The organism is Massilia sp. IC2-477 (assembly GCF_020707265.1).
Classification (GTDB): Bacteria; Pseudomonadota; Gammaproteobacteria; order Burkholderiales; family Burkholderiaceae_D; genus Telluria.
On sequence record NZ_JAJFEQ010000009.1, the window covers coordinates 111,516 to 127,954 of the forward strand.

The window sequence follows — 16,439 nt, forward strand, 5'->3', positions numbered from 1 at the left end:
TACGAGCGTTGCTCGCCGAACCATTCTGCAGACAAGCTCTGTGCAAAGGAACGCCGTGCACTTGATGTCAACGGTCGTGAACCCAGACTCAACCTACCCATTGGCACCCCACGACCGGTATGCACGTTCAAGCACTGCGCTATTTCCTCACGGTCGCGACGACCGGTAGCTTCCTTGCAACGGCGCGCCATTTCGACGTGCCGGCATCATCGGTGTCACGCTTCATCGCAGCATTGGAGAAGGAAGTCGGGCAGCAGCTCTTTTACCGGAGCACGCGTGCGGTACGCTTGACGGAGCAGGGGCAGCGCTACTATACGCAAGTGCGCGCCGCGGTCGAACTCCTGGACAGCGCCGCGGAGCAGCTCGATCATCGGGCGGTCGGCACACGGGGCCTGGTCAGGATCAATGCGCCCGACTCCCTGGGCAGGCTGCATATCGCCCACCTGGTCAACCAGATGCAGCTCAAGTATCCCGAGCTGCTGGTTGAGCTCACGCTGAACAATACCTACATCGACCCCGTCAACGAGGGTACGGATGTCATTCTCCGGGTCGGACGCCTGGTGGACTCCGGCTTGATCGGCAAGGTCGTCTGCAGCCAGAAATATGTGCTTGCCGCCAGTCCGACCTACCTGGCCGCGCGCGGCACGCCCGAGAATCCTGAAGACCTGCTGCAGCACAGCTGTCTCTTGTATAAAGGACTCACGGAATCGCAGCGATGGCATTTCCGCCGCTCCGCAAACGAAACGTACGAACCCCTGGTGGTCAGTGGTCCATTGCGGAGCAATAATTCCGAAGTACTGATCAACGCAGCCATTGCAGGGCGAGGCATCGTGTTGTTTCCGACCTGGCTCTTCCCTCCTGCGAGCTTCAAGGACGGGCGGCTTGTCAAGCTCCTGGGCGACTGGGACATGTCCGCATATGCCGACGAGCGCTATATCCAGATCCTGTCGCCGGAGAACAGGTTGAGGTCCCAGAAAGTGCGCGATGTGTCGACTTTCCTCGTCGAAGCCATCGGCTCACCGCCTTACTGGGACCAGTGGATCTGACCCGCCGGGGCGCATCGGCTGGTGCGTTCAGTCGGGACGACCTTCGAACACGTCCTTGACGACGCCGAGCGCCGTGAAGACGCTCGACCATCCGGAATAGAAAGCAATATGGGTCATGAGCTCGGACAGCTCTGCCCGCGTGACGCCATGGTCCAGTGCCCGATTCAGGTAAAAGGCCAATTGGGCAGTCTGCGCCGTCGCGATCACAGAACTGATCGTCACCAGACAGCGGTCCCTCGGCGTCAGTTCTGGTTGCAGCCACAGGTCCTGGAACAGTACCTCGTGCGTCAGCTGAACAAGTCCGGGCGCGAGCTCGCCGAATTTGCGCGAGGTGACCGTGTGGCGCCTTTGTTCGCCGGTCTGGTCCAACGGGAAGGGCTCGGCATCGGGCGTCGCCAGGGCTGCCGCTCCGATGCCGCGCCTCGCGAACACGGGCTGTACGATTTCCGTGGCTGCGATCGCGTTCGCCCAGCCTGAGTAAAAAGCGAGGTGGGTGATCAAGCCGGACAGCTCGCTGGCCTTGACGTCGTTATCGAGCGCCATGTCGACGTAATACGGCAGACGTTCACTCTGGTTGCGCGCGACCAGGACCGACAATGTGATGAGGCTGCGGTCCCGTACGGATAGTTGTGGACGCTTCCATACCCCGCCCAGCAAGACGCGGTCGGTATACGCTTCGAGCGAAGGCGCCACCAGGCGCACACTGTCCGGGAGTCCGTTGGGCGAAGGGCAATCCGTATGATCCATCGTGGATGTCACCAGGTGTTGTTTCGCAGGGCGGGCGAATAGCGAAACAGCCAGCCCTGCCTTGGGGGAAACGGCCTCAGGCCGCCACGAGGCGCATCGCCTGGAAGCCGAGCTTTTTCGCGAAGATCTCCTGTACCTGCACGGCAGCCGGCAGCGAACGCCATGCCACTTCGATGTGATCGATCCGGCCGTTTTCATCCAAGTGCAGATGTTCGTTTCCCTTGACGGTGATCCCCTGGCACGAGAAGCTGAAGAAGACGGCGACGTCGCGGCCTGAGGCGAAGCTGAGATTTACTTCGAGCGAGTCGATCGTATCGAGAAAGCCTGCCAGGACCTGGACGACCGCTTCCTTTCCTTCAGTCGGTTCTGGAAAAATGGGACCGAGCAGGACGATGTCGTCGGCGAGGTGCGGGATGATGCCTTGTTTATCTTTGTTGCTCAGTGCCTTGAAATAGGCGTCTACGTGCTTGGTATCCATTGCTTGCTCCTTGAAGTGGTTGATATCGATAAGAACTCGACTGGAGAAATCATAGGTTTGTCTGGCCACCGGAACAATCCATCGGGACGGCAATTCATTTTTGCTGAAACAGCATGCGAGCGCGGTATCCATTTGCCGCGGACAGTGCGGTGCCGGGCCTTCACGCTTCATCCCTGACGTAGTGCTGATCGTCCAGGAGCATGTCTTCGAAGAATGCGCCAAAGCGCCCTTGCGGATCGGTGAGGTGGATCTCCAGGATCCAGCGCATGCTGGATGGATGCGCCGTGTAGTCCGCAAGCGACCCGGTATGGATCGCGGCGTGTGGGAAATCGGATACGCGATGACCGGGAAGATCGGGATTGAGACGCCATCCCATCTCACCTGCGCGTTGCGCGGCGAAGTCGTACAGCTGCTGGCCGGTCCAGGCGTGGGCACGCCACATCGCGCGCACTTCATGAAACAGGCGCTCCGCGTCCGCGGCGCAGCGGGCATACTCGGACGCATGACCGACAACGAAGGCAGCGCCGCCGTCGCCTTCCCAATCGTCCACGCGTGGCGCGATGTCGATGAAGAAAATGTCGTTCTCGCCCAATACGATGCCGGGCGCCGAAGCCTGTTTCATCGGCTTCATCGTATTCGCGCCAAAGCGTACCCGGGTCGGGTGCCAGCTCAGTGCGTGCCCTTGGGCGCGGATGATCTCCTTCGCCATGTCCACCGCATCCTCCTCGATCATGCCTGGCCGGATACGGGCCGCGATTTCCTTGATCGCCTTGCGGGTCTCTGCGCGTGCGCGCATCATGCCGTCTACCGAAAATGCCGGGCCAACGCGTTCTGCCGTGTTGCTCATTCCTGTTCCTTTCACATCGCGAGCGGGACGATTCCCGTGTCCAGATTGTGCAGGCAGGGTGTCCCGGCGGGCATGCGGTCAGCGGCGGGAATCTGCCAATAACGTGCGAAATTCGGCCATGTCGCTGTCTAGAGCATCACGTCGCGCTATAGTGGGAACTCGTCTTCAGGAGTCTTTGTGCCAATCGTCGCCATCCTTGCCTTTCCCGGAATGCAGTGCCTTGATCTCACGGGGCCGATGGATGTCTTTGCCGAAGCCAACAGGTTTCTGGAGCCTCCGCAACACTACGTGCTGAACGTGATCGGCCAGCAAGCCGTGCCGATGCAGTGCTCAAATGGTCTTACGGTTCAGCCGCATCACGCCTGCCCGGAATGGAAGGGCCCCATGGACCTGTTGATCGTTCCTGGCGGTCCGGGCCTGGCCAACCAGGCCCGGGACGAGACGCTGAGCCGATGGTTGAAGGCAGCGGCGGCGCAGTCGGCAAAGCTCGCATCGATCTGCAACGGCGCCTTCCTCCTGGCGCATGCTGGACTGCTGGACGGTTTGCGGGTGACGACGCACTGGAACGACGCGTCGAAACTGGCCGCGCGATTTCCGCAGCTGCAGGTCGAGCCGGACCGCATCTTCCTGCGTCAGGGGCAGGTGTACACGTCGGCAGGCGTCACCGCAGGGATCGACCTGGCCTTGCATCTCGTATTCGAAGACCATGGACCCGAAGTCTCCCTGAACGTCGCCAAGCGACTGGTGGTCTTCAGCCAGCGCAATGGCGGACAATCCCAGTTCAGTCCCTACCTGACGCCGTACGTAGGAAATGCGTCAGCGGTCGATACGGTGCGCGAGTATGTGCGCGGGCACATCGGCGAGGACCTCAGCGTTGAATGCCTGGCGGGCATCGTCTCGATGAGCGTTCGGAACTTCGCGCGTGTGTTTGCCAGGGAGGCACAAATCACGCCCGCGGAGTTTGTGGAGCGGTGCAGGGTGGATGCGGCGCGCGTGCTGCTGGAATCGGAAGCCCTGCCGCTGAAGACGATCGCGCACCGCAGCGGATTTGGCACAGCCCTTCGTATGCGCGCCGCGTTTGCCAGACACCTCGGCGTGACCGCCCAGCAGTATCGGCAGAACTTCGGCGCGTTCGCGACTCAGGACACCGTGCCGAGCCTGCGCAGCCCGAGCGCGGCCGCAGCAAACGCAAGCACGGCCAGTGCGGCGAGCGAGCCGGCCGGCAGGGTGCCCGGGGCAGCCCGCGACTGGTAGGCTGGCATGCGCGCGAAATCCTCTTTCCCGAACGGACGCTCGTTGAAGAAATAGGGATAGAAGAAACGCCGCAGTTCGCCATGGAAGTGCGCGATGCGCTGCTGATAGTCGAGCTGGGCGCGCAGGTCGGTGTCCGCCAGACGGTGCAGCATCACCTGTACATTGACCGGCGCGAGCAGCAGGCCGGCGCTCGCGGTCCACGCTTCGCGCGCCAGCAGACTGGCGCGGTACTGCGCCACTTGCGCCGCCACGGCCTCGTCACCGACCTGGTGCATCGCGTAATACCACTTCCAGTGGAAGCGTCCGGTGACGGGCGGGGTGTCCTTCCACTCTGGATGCGTGCGGAAGAACTTCTGGAAGGTGGCGGGCTTGGGCAGGTCCCAGCCGCCGTGTACGGCCTGGCGCTGGGCCAGCGATAGTTCCACGCCTTTCGACACCGGCACCGCACGGCCGATGGCAGCGTCGATTGCGGTCGGCAGGATGATGGCGAGGCCGACCAGGCAAGCCAGCAGGATCGCGGCGCTGCTGCTCGAGGTGAGCGCGCGGCCTGCCACCCAGGCGGCCAGGCCGAACCAGAATAGAAGATAGAGCGACGCCACCAGGGCCACCTGTCCGAGGGCGAGCACACCGGCGCTGGCCAGCGCAGCGCCGGCGGCGAAGGGCAGGAGCAGGGCAAGCCAAACCAGCGCGTAGCGCAGGCCGACGCGGCGCCGCCACAGCGCGCCGCTGCGCTCCGGGAGGGACGATAGCAGGCGCAGGCGGCCCGCTTCGCGTTCGCCGGTCACCAGGTCGTGCATCAGGGCGATGATGAACAGCGGCGCCAGGTAGACCAACAGGAAGGAAAAGTCGAAGCGGCCGGCCATCGCCAGTTCCGGATTGATGGTCTCGGACTCGTACAGTTGCGAATGCAGGCCGAGCAGGCGCACCCGCAGCGCGGCCGGCTGCAGGTCGCGCTGGCCGATGGCGGCAAAGGCCAGGGGCGAGGGCGGGTTCACCGTCAGGTGCGGCAGGTAATAGGCAACCGAGCCGGCGTCGGCGCCGCTCGCGTACTTGTCGCGCATGGCCGCCACTTCGGCGTGGTGGCTGGCGGCCACCCTCGCCAGCGCGTCCCTCTGGGCGGCGACGGCCTGCAGGCCGCTCCACACCGCCAGCGAGGACAGGACCAGCAGCAGGGCGAGCGCGCCCAGCGCCAGGCGCGATTGCAGCACCAGGCGCAGTTCGAACTTCAGATTCTTGATCATTTGCCAGTCCTTTCGAGGCGTCGGGCGATCGGGCGGGCCGCGATGCACAGCGCCAGCAGCCAGCCGCCCAGCAGGCCCAGCGCCGGCCAGGCGTGGCGCGCCGCTACCGCGTCGAACGGTTCCGGCGCATAGCCGAAGCGCGGCGTGTCGTCCCAATGGCTGCGGTCGACGCGCTGGTCGCGGTCGTTCTCGTACTTGACCGCGGTGGCGTGCAGGCGGTTGAGCGACTGCACGAAGGCGTAGCGGTACTTCTCGCCTTCGAACAGAAAGCGCGCGTGGCTGTCGAGATTCGTGCCGGCCAGCGCGGTCGACATGCGGCGCAGTGCAATCACCGGGCTGGCCAGCGCGGCGCGCTGGACGACGGCATTCTCGGCCAGCTGGCGCTCGTAATCGGCCTGCATGAACTGCGCGAACAGTTCGCTGGTCAGGCGCTCGCCCTCCTGCATCACGAGGCCGCCGTAGTTGACGGGCAGGTCTTCGACGCGGCTTACCCCGTACTGGGCCAACACGCGCTGCTTGAAGTGCTTGAAATAGGGGTCGTCCGGATTGTGGCTGTCGCCCAAGGCCTTCAGGCGCTCGTGGATCGCGACTTCAGTCTCGATCCGGGTCGGACGTGCGGTGCCGGCCAGGGCCAGGTCGGGCATCACGCGCGGCAGCAGGATGGTCGTGACGATCCAGGCCCCCACCAGCACCAGGAGGGCGTCGCGTGCGCGCGGCAGCATGGCCGAGACCAGCACCGCGCCGACGGCCCACAGCAGCAGGTAGAGCACATAGGCCAGCAGCAGCGCCAGCGCTTCGGCGGCGACGGCGCCGTGCAGCGCGGCGATGAGGCCGAGCGCCACAAAAGCGGGGGCGGCCAGCAGCAAGGCGATCGCGGCGTGCGCCGCCAGCTTGCCGGCCAACAGGGTGCCTCCCCGGACGCCCTGCGTGAGCTGCAGGCGCAACTGGCCGCGCTCGCGTTCGCGCGCCACGCTGCCGAAGGCCAGGAACACGATCAATAGCGGGGTAAGCACCTGCAGCACGAAGGCCGGCGTCAGCTGGCCGAAACGCAGCAGCACCGAAGACTGGGCGGCATCGCTGAAGTTGGCGCTGTTCTGGCGGTGGCCTTCGAGGAACAGCGTGTTGCCGGTGAAAGGATCGACACCGAAATCGAAGAAGGCGAGGGGACTCAGCGGCCGGAACACGTAATGCCCGTAGTGGACCACGCGGTGAGGGTGGCGGTCCGGCTGGTCCTGCCACTGGGTGTCGGCGCTGGCCTGGAAACCTGCGCGCTCTGCGTTCACCGCGCGCACCCGTTCATGGCTCACGAGGATGGCGGCCAGCGTCAGGCCCAGCATGAGCAGGGCGGCGGCGAGCGCCACCTGGTTACGCAGCAGGGCGCGCCACTCAGTCGCGGCAATGGCGGTGACGGTGCGGCGAAAGCGGACGCTCATGTGGCCACCCCGGCCGCCTCGCGCGCCCCGGCATAGCGCCGGTACAGCTCGCGTACGTCGAAGCGTTCCTCGCCACTGGCGGAAAACTCGTGCGTAATGCGGCCGCGGTCGAGGAAGCCGATGCGGTCCGCCACCTCGGCTGCTCCCAGCAGGTCGTGGGTCACCATGAAGATCGCAGTTCCGTCGGCGCGCAGGTTCTGCAGCAGGGTGTTGAATTCGGCGGTCGCATGCGGGTCCAGGCCGCTGGTCGGTTCGTCCAGCAGCAGCACCGGCACCGCGCGCGCCACGGCCAGGGCGATCGCCACCTTCTGGCGCATGCCTTTCGAGTAGGCGCCGAGGCGGCGCGCCCACGCCACCTCGTCGAGGAGAACGGCGTGCAGGGCGTCCGAAATCGACTCGGCGCTCCAGGCGCTGCCCGCCAGGCGCAGGAAGTACTCGATGTTTTCGCGGGCGTCGAGATGGTCGTACAGGGCCACGTTCTCCGGCACATAAGCCATCTGCGCGCGTGCGCCCAGCACGTCGGCGCCGACGTCGATGCCGCAGACACGCACGCTGCCGGCGTCGGGACGGGCAAAGCCCAGGAAGGTGTTCAGCGTGGTCGACTTGCCCGCGCCGTTCCCGCCCAGCAGGGCATAGATTTCGCCGCGCCGCACCTGCACGCTCAAGCCGCGCAGGACCGGATTGCCGTGATAGGCGACGCAGACGCCGTCCACTTCGAGCGCCAGGGTGGATGCTTGCATGTTCATGTGCGTGGGCCTCAGAGTTTGACGTTGAGCGAGAGGTAGGCCGCGCGCCCGGTGCCGGGCGAGAAGCTGGCTTGGGCCTGGGCCGCTGGCCAGAAGAAGTTGTCATACCAGACATACTCGTACTTGCGGTCGGCGAGGTTCTTGACCTGGAAGTCGATGCTGGTGCGCGGCGACAGCTGGTAGCGGACATTCGCGTCGAACAGCACGAAGCCGCCGTACTTGCCCTGGCTATTCGCGTTGTCGATGTAGTAGTTGCCCTGCGCACGGCCCTGGAGGCCGAAGCGCCAGCTGCTTGATGCGCGGTACTCGACACCGGCGTTCGAGATATGACGCGGCGTGGAAAACACCTCCTTGCCGGCCAGCGATTCGCCGCTGGCGCTGAAGGCCTTGACCACCTCGGCCTTCTGCAGCGAGTGCGCGGCCCACAGCTGCAGCCTTTCGGTGAGGCGGGTCGATACCTGCAGGTCGAGGCCCTCGCGGCGCGTCTCGCCCAGGCCGACCGTGGTGCCAGTCGCGGGCATGTTTGCCACCTCGTCGGTCGCGTCCTGCCGCCACACTGCCAGCCGTACATCGGTACGCGCGCCCGGCTTGAACTTCACGCCCAGCTCCTTGCCGGTATTGATCGACGGTTGGAAGGCGGTCTGGCCCGGCATCAGGTAGGCCGGTGCGCCCGAGCCGGTCAGGACCTGGAAGGTCCGGCCCCAGTTGGCGTACACGCTCAGGTTCTGGGTCGGGCTGTAGACCATGCTCAGCTTGGGCTGCTCGATCCAGCCCGTGTCCTGCAGGCCGGCGCTGATCCCGGTGAGTCCGTTGCGATTGCTGCCGGTGAAGCGGTCCACCCGGAAGCCGGGCACGATCCTGAGCGCCTCGAAGGGCTTGAAGATCGCCTGGACGTAGGTGCCGACGTTGTTGAAATCGTAGTCCTCGTCATTCTGGGTAAAGGCAGGGCGGCTGAAGTCGGTGGGGAGCGCGTAAGTGAAGCGGTAGCGGCGGTAGCGGTTGTCCTGGCGCTCCGTATTGGCGCCCGCCTCGAACGTGAACCGGTCGTCCATGCGCCAGGTGAGGGTGCTGAGGAAACCGATCTGGTCTTCGTTCCACAGGCGGCGCTGGCGCGGCGCGTGGCCGGCCGGATTGCTGGTGAAGCTCACGCGGCGATCGTCGTCGTAGCTGTTGAAGTACAGCTTGTTGCTCCAGAACGTGTTCGGGTTGATCTGCCAGTCGAGATGGGCGCTCGCGTGCTGCATATCGCGGTCGCTGGCGTCGTTGGCATTCTTCGCTGGCGACTGGCGGCGGTCGGCGCGCAGCTCGTCGGCCGTCAGGAAGCCCGGTTCGCCAGCCTCGTGCCGGTAGGCGCGCAGCACCAGGCCGCCCCTGAGCGAGTTATCGGCCGAGCTGAGGAACCATTTCGCGCCGAGCGAATACTTGTCCGAGCCGCTGCCGCGGTATTCGTCGGAATCCTGTTTCGCCACAAAATAGTTCTGGGCGAAGCCGTTCGCTTCGCGCCCCATCGCCAGCTGCACTTCGCGGGTATCGAAGCTGCCGTAGGTGAAGCGCCCGTCGAGGTAGTTGCCGCCCTGGCGGGTGCCGAAGTTGATGTTGCCGCCGATGTTGTGCAGGCCGTAGCGCGGGTCGTTGGTGCCCCGTACGACTTCGATGTAGTCGACCTCGAGCGGGAAAACCATGTCGATGAAGCGCTGGTTGCCGCTGTTGACGTTGCTCGGAATGCCATCGATCAGCACCTTGATGCCGTTGATGTAGCCTTCGCCATTGAAGGCGCGGAAGGTCGCCTTCCCGGATTCGGCGCCCATGCGGGTTTCGGTGAGCTGGATGCCCGGCAGCTGGCCGATCAGCTCCCAGCTGTTCATCACGTTCTTGTCCTCGACCTTGTCAGCGCCCAGTACATCGACCGAGGTCAGGATGCGGTTGCTGACCAGAGGACCGGCGCTGCGCGCCGCATTGACACGCACCTCACCCATGACGATCACGGGATCCTCGTCGGCATGCACATGCTGGCTTGCCAGGGACGTGGCCGCGGCGACCGAGGCAGTCAACAACGTTCGTTTCATTTTTCTGAACCTTTCCGAGTACTTGTGACGACATGAGGATGGACTTGCACTTTGATAATGATAACGCGTTATCATTTGGAATCGCAAGTGGCCAGTCGATGCCGCCCGCTACCGGCATTGCCGCGATGGCCAGACTCCGCGATAATCCGCTTGCTGTTTCGGCCGCTCCCTCTCAACAGCCCAGTCGCCCGTCGACAGGCTCAACCATGAAAGACCCGATGTTTACCTCGAAGCCCCTGTCGATCGCCATGCTGGCAACGCTGTTCGCCGCGCCGGCCGTCCATGCGCAAGCTCCTGCGCAGCCGTCCCCGACCCAGTTCGGCGTCGCCTCCTTCAACATGGCCTGGGCCGGTTCGCAGCAGGACTTCGACCGCCAGAACGCCGTCTGCAAGACCGTGTCCTGGTGCGATACCCGCCCGCGCCGCGAGCCGGGCCAGGCATCGATCACCGAGGAAGCGAATCGCGTGGCGCGCCAGTGCGCGGCCGATACCGAGCGCCTGGCCGGCGGCCCCGCGCAGCAGGCCATGATGGCGCCCTGTAATGCCTACCAGGGCCGCGGCGCACCGGTCGAGCTGACCAGCGCCGATTACGCCGCCAAGCTGGCCGGCCTGCAGGCCACCATCGACGGCCTGGTCGACAAGCATGGCGTGCGCGTGCTCGCCTTCCAGGAAGTGCGCTCGGCGGAGGTGATCAAGCAGGTGCTCGGCAAGCATGCCGGCCGTTTCGGCGTATGCGACGCCGCGCACGAGGGCTTCCAGACCTTGGCTTTCGCCTGGGACCGCAGCCTGAGCGCGAAACCCGCCGTCTGCAGCGTGGAGCGCGGCCTGGAAGTGACCGATAACCCGGCCGACCCGCTGGCGCGCAAGGTGCGTCCGGGCCTGGCGCTCGAGCTGGAGCTGCCGGGACGGCGCGTCGCTTTCCTTAACGTGCACCTGAAATCGGGTTGCGCCAACATCGTGCCGACGCCGACCTACCAGGCGCGCCTGCTCGACGACCGTGCCGGCGCCTGCCAGACACTGAACCGCCAGGTGGCGCCGCTCGAGCGCTGGCTCGACAGCGTGGGCAAGCAGAGCCCCGAGTACGTCCTGCTGGGCGACTTCAACCGCCGCATCGACGAAGAAGCCGCGGCCGCGATCAAGCCGGAACAGGTGCGCACGGACGGCAGCAACCCGGCCGGCGTGCCGGTCGCGAACGCGGACGGGAAGGTGGCGACGCGCTACCTGTGGCAGGAGCTGAACGACGGTTCGCGCACCCTGCAGCAGGTGCCCTTGAGCAGCGTCGAAGCGGGTTGCCGCGGCTTCACGGGCCTGGACCACATCGTGCTGAGCGGGGCGCTCGCGGCGCTCCAGCCGGCGAACCTCGGTTCGCGCAAGACGGCGGTGGTACAGCTGCCAGGCCAGCGCATCGAGACCAGCGACCACTGCCCGCGCAGCGTGACGCTGAGCTTCTGAGCCTGCCTCAGGCCATGAAGTCGAACAGCGACAGCGGCTTGTTACCGGTGAGGCCGAACAGCGAGCTGCCACCGGTGCCGCCCAGCGCGTACTGCTGCGCGAGCAGGGCGGCCTGGCGCTCGATGATCGCGCTCACCTCGACCTTCTGGGCGCTCAGTTTGTCGACATGAGCCTGCACCACGGCGGCCTGGTCGGCCAGGATGCCGCCTTGCGACATCTGCCGGGTGACGGCCTTGGCGAAGCCGCCGGCCAGGCCGGTGTCGGGCTTGCCGATCAAATCGGTGACTTTGCCGGGATCGGCCGCGATGGCAGCGTCCAGCTTCTTCGTGTCGAGCACCAGCTTGCCGTCCTTGCGCGCGATGCCGATGTCGGCCAGCGCCTTCGGGTCGGCGCTGTCGAGGACGCGGGCGAGCTCGCTCCTGACGCGGGAGAGCAGGGCATCCTGGGCGGGGTCACCGGTCTTGAGGCCGTCCAGGCTAGAGCCCAGCACGTTGAAGGCTTCCACCAGCTGCTTGACGTTGCCCGCCACGGCGGCCGGGTCGCGCGCGAGCTTGATCTCGCTTTTGCCCAAGGCGTCCAGGCTGAGGGACAGGCCGGGGATGGCCTTGTCCAGGGTATTGGTCGATGAGGTGACGGCCTTACCGTCCACAAGCGCACGCGCATCCTGGGCGGCGGCCTGCTGGACCATGCCGCCGGCGGCGCCGCTGCCGTAGGAGAGCAGGGCGCCCAGCGCCGCGTCGCCCTCGACCGTGATGCGCATCGCGTTGGCGGCGCCCGGCTTGCCGTTGAGACTCAGGGCGTATCCCTTGCCGTCGTCGAGCACCTTCGCATCCAGACCGGCGTCGCGCATCGCCTTGGCGATGCCCTCCAGCGTATTGTTGCCCTGCTCGATGCGCACGGTGACGCTGCTGGCGTCCTTGCCGCTGCCGGTCTCGATGCGCACCAGCGCCGGCGCCCCGCTGCCGATCGCTGTGTCCTCGTACGCCAGCGCGCGCGTGGCCAGCTTCTGTGCCTGCGCCAGCTGCTGGACCTCGACCGTGTGCGTCCCCGTGGCCGGACCCGTCAACTGGGCGCTGACGGCCTTGCCGGTCACGTTCAGGGCGGTGCCGAGATTCTCGCCCGCCAGGCCGTTGGCCCGGGCGCGGAAGGCGTCGAGCGCCAGCGCCATGCGGCCGATGGCGGACAGGCGCGCCGTATCGCGGCTCAGCTGCGCATCGAGCGTCTTCAGGCCCGGGTGACGGGCCAGCAGCGACTGCGTCGCCGATGTGGTCAAATCCGGCTGGCCGAGGAGGCCCGCCAACTGGGTGGAAGAAGAGATGGATGTGCTCATGCCGAAATTATGCCCGCACAAATCTCCGGGATTGTCATCAATTGTCGCCGCTGCCCGAGATCCTCATTGATCGTGCTCTATCAATACCGGATAATGCCGGGCTTTCCCGACCTGCGAACACCTTCATGCTGAAACTCCCCGGTTCGACCATCCTGCTGGCCATGCTGGCTGCCCCCGCTGTCGCGCAGACCCTGGTCCCCGCGCAGGGGAGGACCGACGAAAACGCGGTGCGCCAGGCCGAGGATGCCTTCGGCACCAGCGTCGGCCGCGAGACCATCGGCCTGTACAACGCGTCGAGCGTGCGCGGGTTTTCGCCGATCGCGGCCGGCAATGCCCGCATCGACGGGCTGTACTTCGACCAGGCCTGGGGACCGTCGGCGCGCATCCGGCGCTCGACCACGATCCGGGTCGGCATCTCGGCCCAGGGCTATCCCTTCCCGGCGCCGACCGGCATCGTCGACTACAGCCTGCGCAAACCGGGCGAGGCCAGGAAACTGGCCGTGCTGGCGGGCGGCGACAGTTACGGCGCGGCCTATCTGGAAGCCGACGGCGAACTGCCCCTCGGCGAACGGGCGCTCAGCCTCGGCATCGGCGCCGCCCTGGGGACCAACGAGTACCCCAACGGTACCGATTCGCGCTACCGCAACGCCGCCCTCAGCCTGCGCTGGCGCCCGCTGGCGGCGCTCGAGATCGTCCCGTTCTGGAACCGGATGGAGACCTACGACGACGAGAAGGCGCCCAGCTACCTGCCGGCCGGCCCGGTGCTGCCGCCGCGGATCACGCGCCGGCGCTTCCTGGGCCCGGACTGGGCCGACTACCGCAGCACCGGGATGAATGTCGGGATGCTGGCTACTAGGCAGGCGGGCGCCGGCTGGACGCTGCGCGCGGGCCTGTTCCGTTCGCAGTACGAGGACCACAGCGCCTTCACCCACCTGCTCACCGAACTCACGCCGGACGGCCGCGGCAGGCGCCGCCTGATCGCCGACCCGCCCTCCGGGACCATGTCCACGAGCGGTGAGCTGCGCGCGACGAAAGTGCTCGCGGAAGGTCCGCGCCTGCACAGCCTGCACCTCAGCCTGCGCGGGCGCGACCGCGAACGCCACTACGATGGTTCGCAGGCCTTCGACCTGGGCCCGAGCGCGATGGATGCTCCGGTCTCCCTGCCGAAACCGGAATTCCGCTTCGGTCCCCAGACGCGCGACCGCACTCGCCAGACCACGACCGGCGTGGCCTACGAGGGCCGCTGGCGCGACCTGGGCGAGATCGGTTTTGGCCTGCAGAAGACCGACTACCGCAAGGCGCTGCACAAGCCCGGCCTGGCGGGAGCGACGGCGCGCGACCAGCCCTGGCTGTACAACGCGACCGCGGCGCTGCCGTTCGGCAGCGGCCTGGTCGCCTTCGGCAGCTTCACGCGCGGGCTGGAAGAGAGCGGGGTCGCGCCCAGCAATGCGGTCAATCGCAACGAGCTGCTGCCGGCGATCCGCACCACCCAGGGCGACCTCGGGCTGCGCTATGCGCTCACGCGCGACATGAAGCTGGTGGGCACCGTGTTCGACCTGCGCAAGCCCTACTTCAACTTCGACGCGGCAAACCGCTACGCGCAGCTGGGCGACGTGCAGAACCGCGGGCTGGAGCTGTCGCTGGCGGGGCCGCTCACGCCGCGCCTGAACCTGGTGGCCGGCGCCGTGCTGTCGCGGCCGCGCGCCACGGGCGAGGGCGTGCGGCTGGGGCGGGTGGGACAGCAACCAGTGGGCATGAGCCGGCGCAGCGTCGAACTCAATCTCGACTGGCGCACGCCCTGGCTGGAAGGCCTGTCGCTCGACATGAGCGCGTCGCACAGCGGCGCCCTCATGGCCACGGTCGACAACCGCGTTGCGATTCCCGCCCGCACCCTGGTGTCGCTCAGTAGCCGCTATCGATTCAGGCTGCTCGAACGTCCGGCATCGCTGCGAGTGGCGCTCAGCAACCTGTTCGACACCTACGGCCTGGAACTGCGCGGGGCAGGGGCCTATGACGTCATCAACGGGCGGCTCGTTCAAGCCTACCTGTCGGTCGACATCTAAAAAAGCCGTAGGGTGGGCGGGTGTTCCCGCCCACGCGGTCAAGTATCAGGGAATCTTGATCCGGATCGGCATCGGTACCGGCGCGCGGCGGTCCGGCATGGGTGCACGGTCCGGCGCGGTCAAGCCGGTGACCAGGTCGGGCACGCGCACCGTCTGGCCGGTCTCGAAGCATTTGTTGGCCGCGATGCCGACCAGCGCCGACCAGGCGCCGGCGCGCTCGTCCGACTTGCGCATGTACTTGTCGCCCGGGTCGGTGCCGAAGATCTCGTTGAGCATGACGTCGTCACCGCCGCCATGGCTGCCCTTGCCGATGATCGGGGCGATGTCGCGCGGCTGGCCGCGCATCGGGACCACGCGGATCGACACGTTCTCGCTGCCGCTTTGCACCTTGGCCGCGCCGGCCGCGCCGCCCGATTCGACGATGCGGTGCTCGATGCGGCCCTTGGTGCCGTTGAAGGCGATGTGGTAACCCTCCCAGGCGTCATAGGCCGACAGCGCATAGTTCAGGTGCGCGCCGTTGTTGTAGCGGACCATCACGTTCATGGTGTCCTCGATGTTGATCTCGGGGCGCCACACGCACTGGTCGCGGAAGTAGCCGTCGTATTTCTCGTTGTCGAGGTACAGGGCCTTCAGGCCCGGGTCGGAAGCCAGGTCGAAGTAGAAGTTGCACTTCTGTTTTTCCGGGCAGGTCAGGCAGCGCTCGTGCGGGCCGGACAAGCCCATGCGGCGCGCCGTCTCCGGCGTGTAGAACTGGCGCGAGCCGAAGGCGTGCACGGTTTCCGGCTCGGCGCCCAGCCACCAGTTGACCAGGTCGAAGTGGTGGGTCGACTTGTGCACCATCAGGCCGCCCGAATTGGCCTTGTTGCTGTGCCAGCGGCGGAAGTAGTCGGCGCCGTGCACGGTATTGAGCAGCCAGGTGAAGTCGACCGAGATCACATCGCCGATTTCGCCCGACATCAGGAGTTCCTTGATCTGGGTGCGCGGCGGCGAATAGCGGTAGTTGAAGGTCACGCGGATGTGGCGCCCGCTGCGCTTGACGGCGTCGAGGATGCGCTGGGCCTTCTCGGCGGTGGTGGTCATCGGCTTTTCGGTGATCACGTCGCAGCCCGCGTCGAGCGCGCGCACGATGTAGTCATCGTGGCTGGCGTCGGTGGTGGTGACGATCACGTACTGCGGCTTGGTCTCGCGCAGCATGCGGTCGAAATCGGCGGCGCTGTAGGCGCGCGGCTGGCTGGCGCCGGTGTCGCTGATGACCTTCACGGCGCGCGCCAGGCGGCCGGCATTCCTGTCGCAGACCGCCACCACTTCGCTGGTCTCGCGGAAGGGGCCGGTCATGGCATTGGTGAACATGCGGGCGCGCGAACCGACGCCGACCACCGCATAGGTTTTACGCGGCGTGGCCGCCCAGGCTCCCGTTGCGGCCATCAGGCCTGCCGCACCGGCGGCCTTCAGTACCGTGCGGCGATCGAATCCCCCACCATGTTTATCGTTCATTCTGTGTCTCCATGCTTGTTGTGGTGTGCCTATGGTGGCGTGAAGCAGAGCAATTGGCAAGACCAATTTACCGATTGGTTGGACTGCGTCGATGGAGGGAATATCGCGAAAAGATGGCAGTCCTGCATTTGCAAGTCTCCCTGAAACGTCGAAAAGATTACCCGATCCGGGTGGATTTCAGGGGCGCAAACGATTGACTGATGTATTACGGGAACATTTCTGCACTTTTTTCCAAAAAAGTGG

Annotated in this window: 13 protein-coding genes; 4 read left to right on the forward strand and 9 right to left on the reverse strand. The window is 66.0% G+C overall.

What is annotated here, in order from left to right:
• Positions 1–119 precede the first annotated feature (119 nt).
• The gene (locus LK542_RS18425; RefSeq protein WP_227813051.1) at positions 120–1,046 is read left to right on the forward strand and encodes a LysR family transcriptional regulator; all 927 of its coding nucleotides are present in this window, start codon (positions 120–122) and stop codon (positions 1,044–1,046) included.
• A 27-nt stretch (positions 1,047–1,073) separates the two neighbouring features.
• Here LK542_RS18425 and LK542_RS18430 read toward each other — a convergent pair whose 3' ends face one another.
• From LK542_RS18430 to LK542_RS18440, 3 genes are all read right to left on the reverse strand, one after another.
• Complete coding sequence (locus LK542_RS18430; protein WP_227813052.1) at positions 1,074–1,793, reverse strand: carboxymuconolactone decarboxylase family protein; 720 nt, start codon at positions 1,791–1,793, stop codon at positions 1,074–1,076.
• A 76-nt stretch (positions 1,794–1,869) separates the two neighbouring features.
• Complete coding sequence (locus LK542_RS18435) at positions 1,870–2,271, reverse strand: nuclear transport factor 2 family protein (RefSeq protein ID WP_227813053.1); 402 nt, start codon at positions 2,269–2,271, stop codon at positions 1,870–1,872.
• A gap of 160 nt (positions 2,272–2,431) precedes the next feature.
• The gene (locus LK542_RS18440; protein WP_227813054.1) at positions 2,432–3,118 is read right to left on the reverse strand and encodes a M24 family metallopeptidase; all 687 of its coding nucleotides are present in this window, start codon (positions 3,116–3,118) and stop codon (positions 2,432–2,434) included.
• Between the two features lie 177 nt (positions 3,119–3,295).
• Here LK542_RS18440 and LK542_RS18445 point away from each other — a divergent pair, with 177 nt between their 5' ends.
• A complete protein-coding gene (locus tag LK542_RS18445) occupies positions 3,296–4,372 on the forward strand; it encodes a DJ-1/PfpI family protein (RefSeq protein WP_227813055.1) in 1,077 nt (358 codons plus the stop codon).
• On the opposite strand, the gene LK542_RS18450 is transcribed toward LK542_RS18445, so the two are convergent.
• The 4 genes from LK542_RS18450 to LK542_RS18465 are packed head-to-tail and all read right to left on the reverse strand — an operon-like array spanning position 4,258 to position 9,858.
• On the reverse strand, positions 4,258–5,613 hold the full coding sequence (locus LK542_RS18450) for a DUF3526 domain-containing protein (RefSeq protein ID WP_227813056.1): 1,356 nt from the start codon (positions 5,611–5,613) through the stop codon (positions 4,258–4,260). The two genes, LK542_RS18445 and LK542_RS18450, sit on opposite strands and share 115 nt — an antisense overlap.
• The gene (locus LK542_RS18455; protein WP_227813057.1) at positions 5,610–7,046 is read right to left on the reverse strand and encodes a DUF3526 domain-containing protein; all 1,437 of its coding nucleotides are present in this window, start codon (positions 7,044–7,046) and stop codon (positions 5,610–5,612) included. The genes LK542_RS18450 and LK542_RS18455 overlap by 4 nt, the downstream gene beginning before the upstream one ends.
• Positions 7,043–7,792 carry an ABC transporter ATP-binding protein gene (locus LK542_RS18460; RefSeq protein ID WP_307728982.1) on the reverse strand — a complete coding sequence of 250 codons (750 nt, stop codon included), beginning with the start codon at positions 7,790–7,792 and terminating at the stop codon, positions 7,043–7,045. Before LK542_RS18460 ends, LK542_RS18455 begins: the two co-directional genes overlap by 4 nt.
• 11 nt (positions 7,793–7,803) lie before the next feature.
• Positions 7,804–9,858, reverse strand: coding sequence for a TonB-dependent receptor (locus LK542_RS18465; protein WP_227813058.1), 2,055 nt, complete (start codon positions 9,856–9,858; stop codon positions 7,804–7,806).
• Positions 9,859–10,064: 206 nt separating this feature from the next.
• Between LK542_RS18465 and LK542_RS18470 the strand changes: the two genes are divergently transcribed.
• Positions 10,065–11,309: an endonuclease/exonuclease/phosphatase family protein gene (locus LK542_RS18470; protein WP_227813059.1), complete on the forward strand. Its 1,245-nt coding sequence runs from the start codon at positions 10,065–10,067 to the stop codon at positions 11,307–11,309.
• A gap of 7 nt (positions 11,310–11,316) precedes the next feature.
• On the opposite strand, the gene fliD is transcribed toward LK542_RS18470, so the two are convergent.
• Positions 11,317–12,639 (reverse strand): flagellar filament capping protein FliD, encoded by a 1,323-nt coding sequence (fliD, locus tag LK542_RS18475; protein ID WP_227813060.1) that lies wholly within the window; start codon positions 12,637–12,639, stop codon positions 11,317–11,319.
• Between the two features lie 125 nt (positions 12,640–12,764).
• Here fliD and LK542_RS18480 point away from each other — a divergent pair, with 125 nt between their 5' ends.
• Positions 12,765–14,702 carry a TonB-dependent receptor domain-containing protein gene (locus LK542_RS18480; protein WP_227813061.1) on the forward strand — a complete coding sequence of 646 codons (1,938 nt, stop codon included), beginning with the start codon at positions 12,765–12,767 and terminating at the stop codon, positions 14,700–14,702.
• A gap of 45 nt (positions 14,703–14,747) precedes the next feature.
• Here the strand turns inward: LK542_RS18480 and LK542_RS18485 are convergent, their stop codons facing one another.
• The gene (locus tag LK542_RS18485; RefSeq protein ID WP_227813062.1) at positions 14,748–16,196 is read right to left on the reverse strand and encodes a Gfo/Idh/MocA family oxidoreductase; all 1,449 of its coding nucleotides are present in this window, start codon (positions 16,194–16,196) and stop codon (positions 14,748–14,750) included.
• Between the last annotated feature and the right edge of the window lie 243 nt (positions 16,197–16,439).

Excerpts from the sequence above, each read along its gene's own strand:
- LK542_RS18425 (WP_227813051.1), top strand. The coding sequence starts at position 120 with ATGCACGTTCAAGCACTGCGCTATTTCCTCACGGTCGCGACGACCGGT.
- LK542_RS18435 (WP_227813053.1), bottom strand. The coding sequence starts at position 2,271 with ATGGATACCAAGCACGTAGACGCCTATTTCAAGGCACTGAGCAACAAA.
- LK542_RS18465 (WP_227813058.1), bottom strand. The coding sequence starts at position 9,858 with ATGAAACGAACGTTGTTGACTGCCTCGGTCGCCGCGGCCACGTCCCTG.
- fliD (WP_227813060.1), bottom strand. The coding sequence starts at position 12,639 with ATGAGCACATCCATCTCTTCTTCCACCCAGTTGGCGGGCCTCCTCGGC.
- LK542_RS18450 (WP_227813056.1), bottom strand. The coding sequence starts at position 5,613 with ATGATCAAGAATCTGAAGTTCGAACTGCGCCTGGTGCTGCAATCGCGC.
- LK542_RS18430 (WP_227813052.1), bottom strand. The coding sequence starts at position 1,793 with ATGGATCATACGGATTGCCCTTCGCCCAACGGACTCCCGGACAGTGTG.
- LK542_RS18480 (WP_227813061.1), top strand. The coding sequence starts at position 12,765 with ATGCTGAAACTCCCCGGTTCGACCATCCTGCTGGCCATGCTGGCTGCC.
- LK542_RS18470 (WP_227813059.1), top strand. The coding sequence starts at position 10,065 with ATGAAAGACCCGATGTTTACCTCGAAGCCCCTGTCGATCGCCATGCTG.
- LK542_RS18440 (WP_227813054.1), bottom strand. The coding sequence starts at position 3,118 with ATGAGCAACACGGCAGAACGCGTTGGCCCGGCATTTTCGGTAGACGGC.
- LK542_RS18460 (WP_307728982.1), bottom strand. The coding sequence starts at position 7,792 with ATGAACATGCAAGCATCCACCCTGGCGCTCGAAGTGGACGGCGTCTGC.
- LK542_RS18455 (WP_227813057.1), bottom strand. The coding sequence starts at position 7,046 with ATGAGCGTCCGCTTTCGCCGCACCGTCACCGCCATTGCCGCGACTGAG.
- LK542_RS18485 (WP_227813062.1), bottom strand. The coding sequence starts at position 16,196 with ATGAACGATAAACATGGTGGGGGATTCGATCGCCGCACGGTACTGAAG.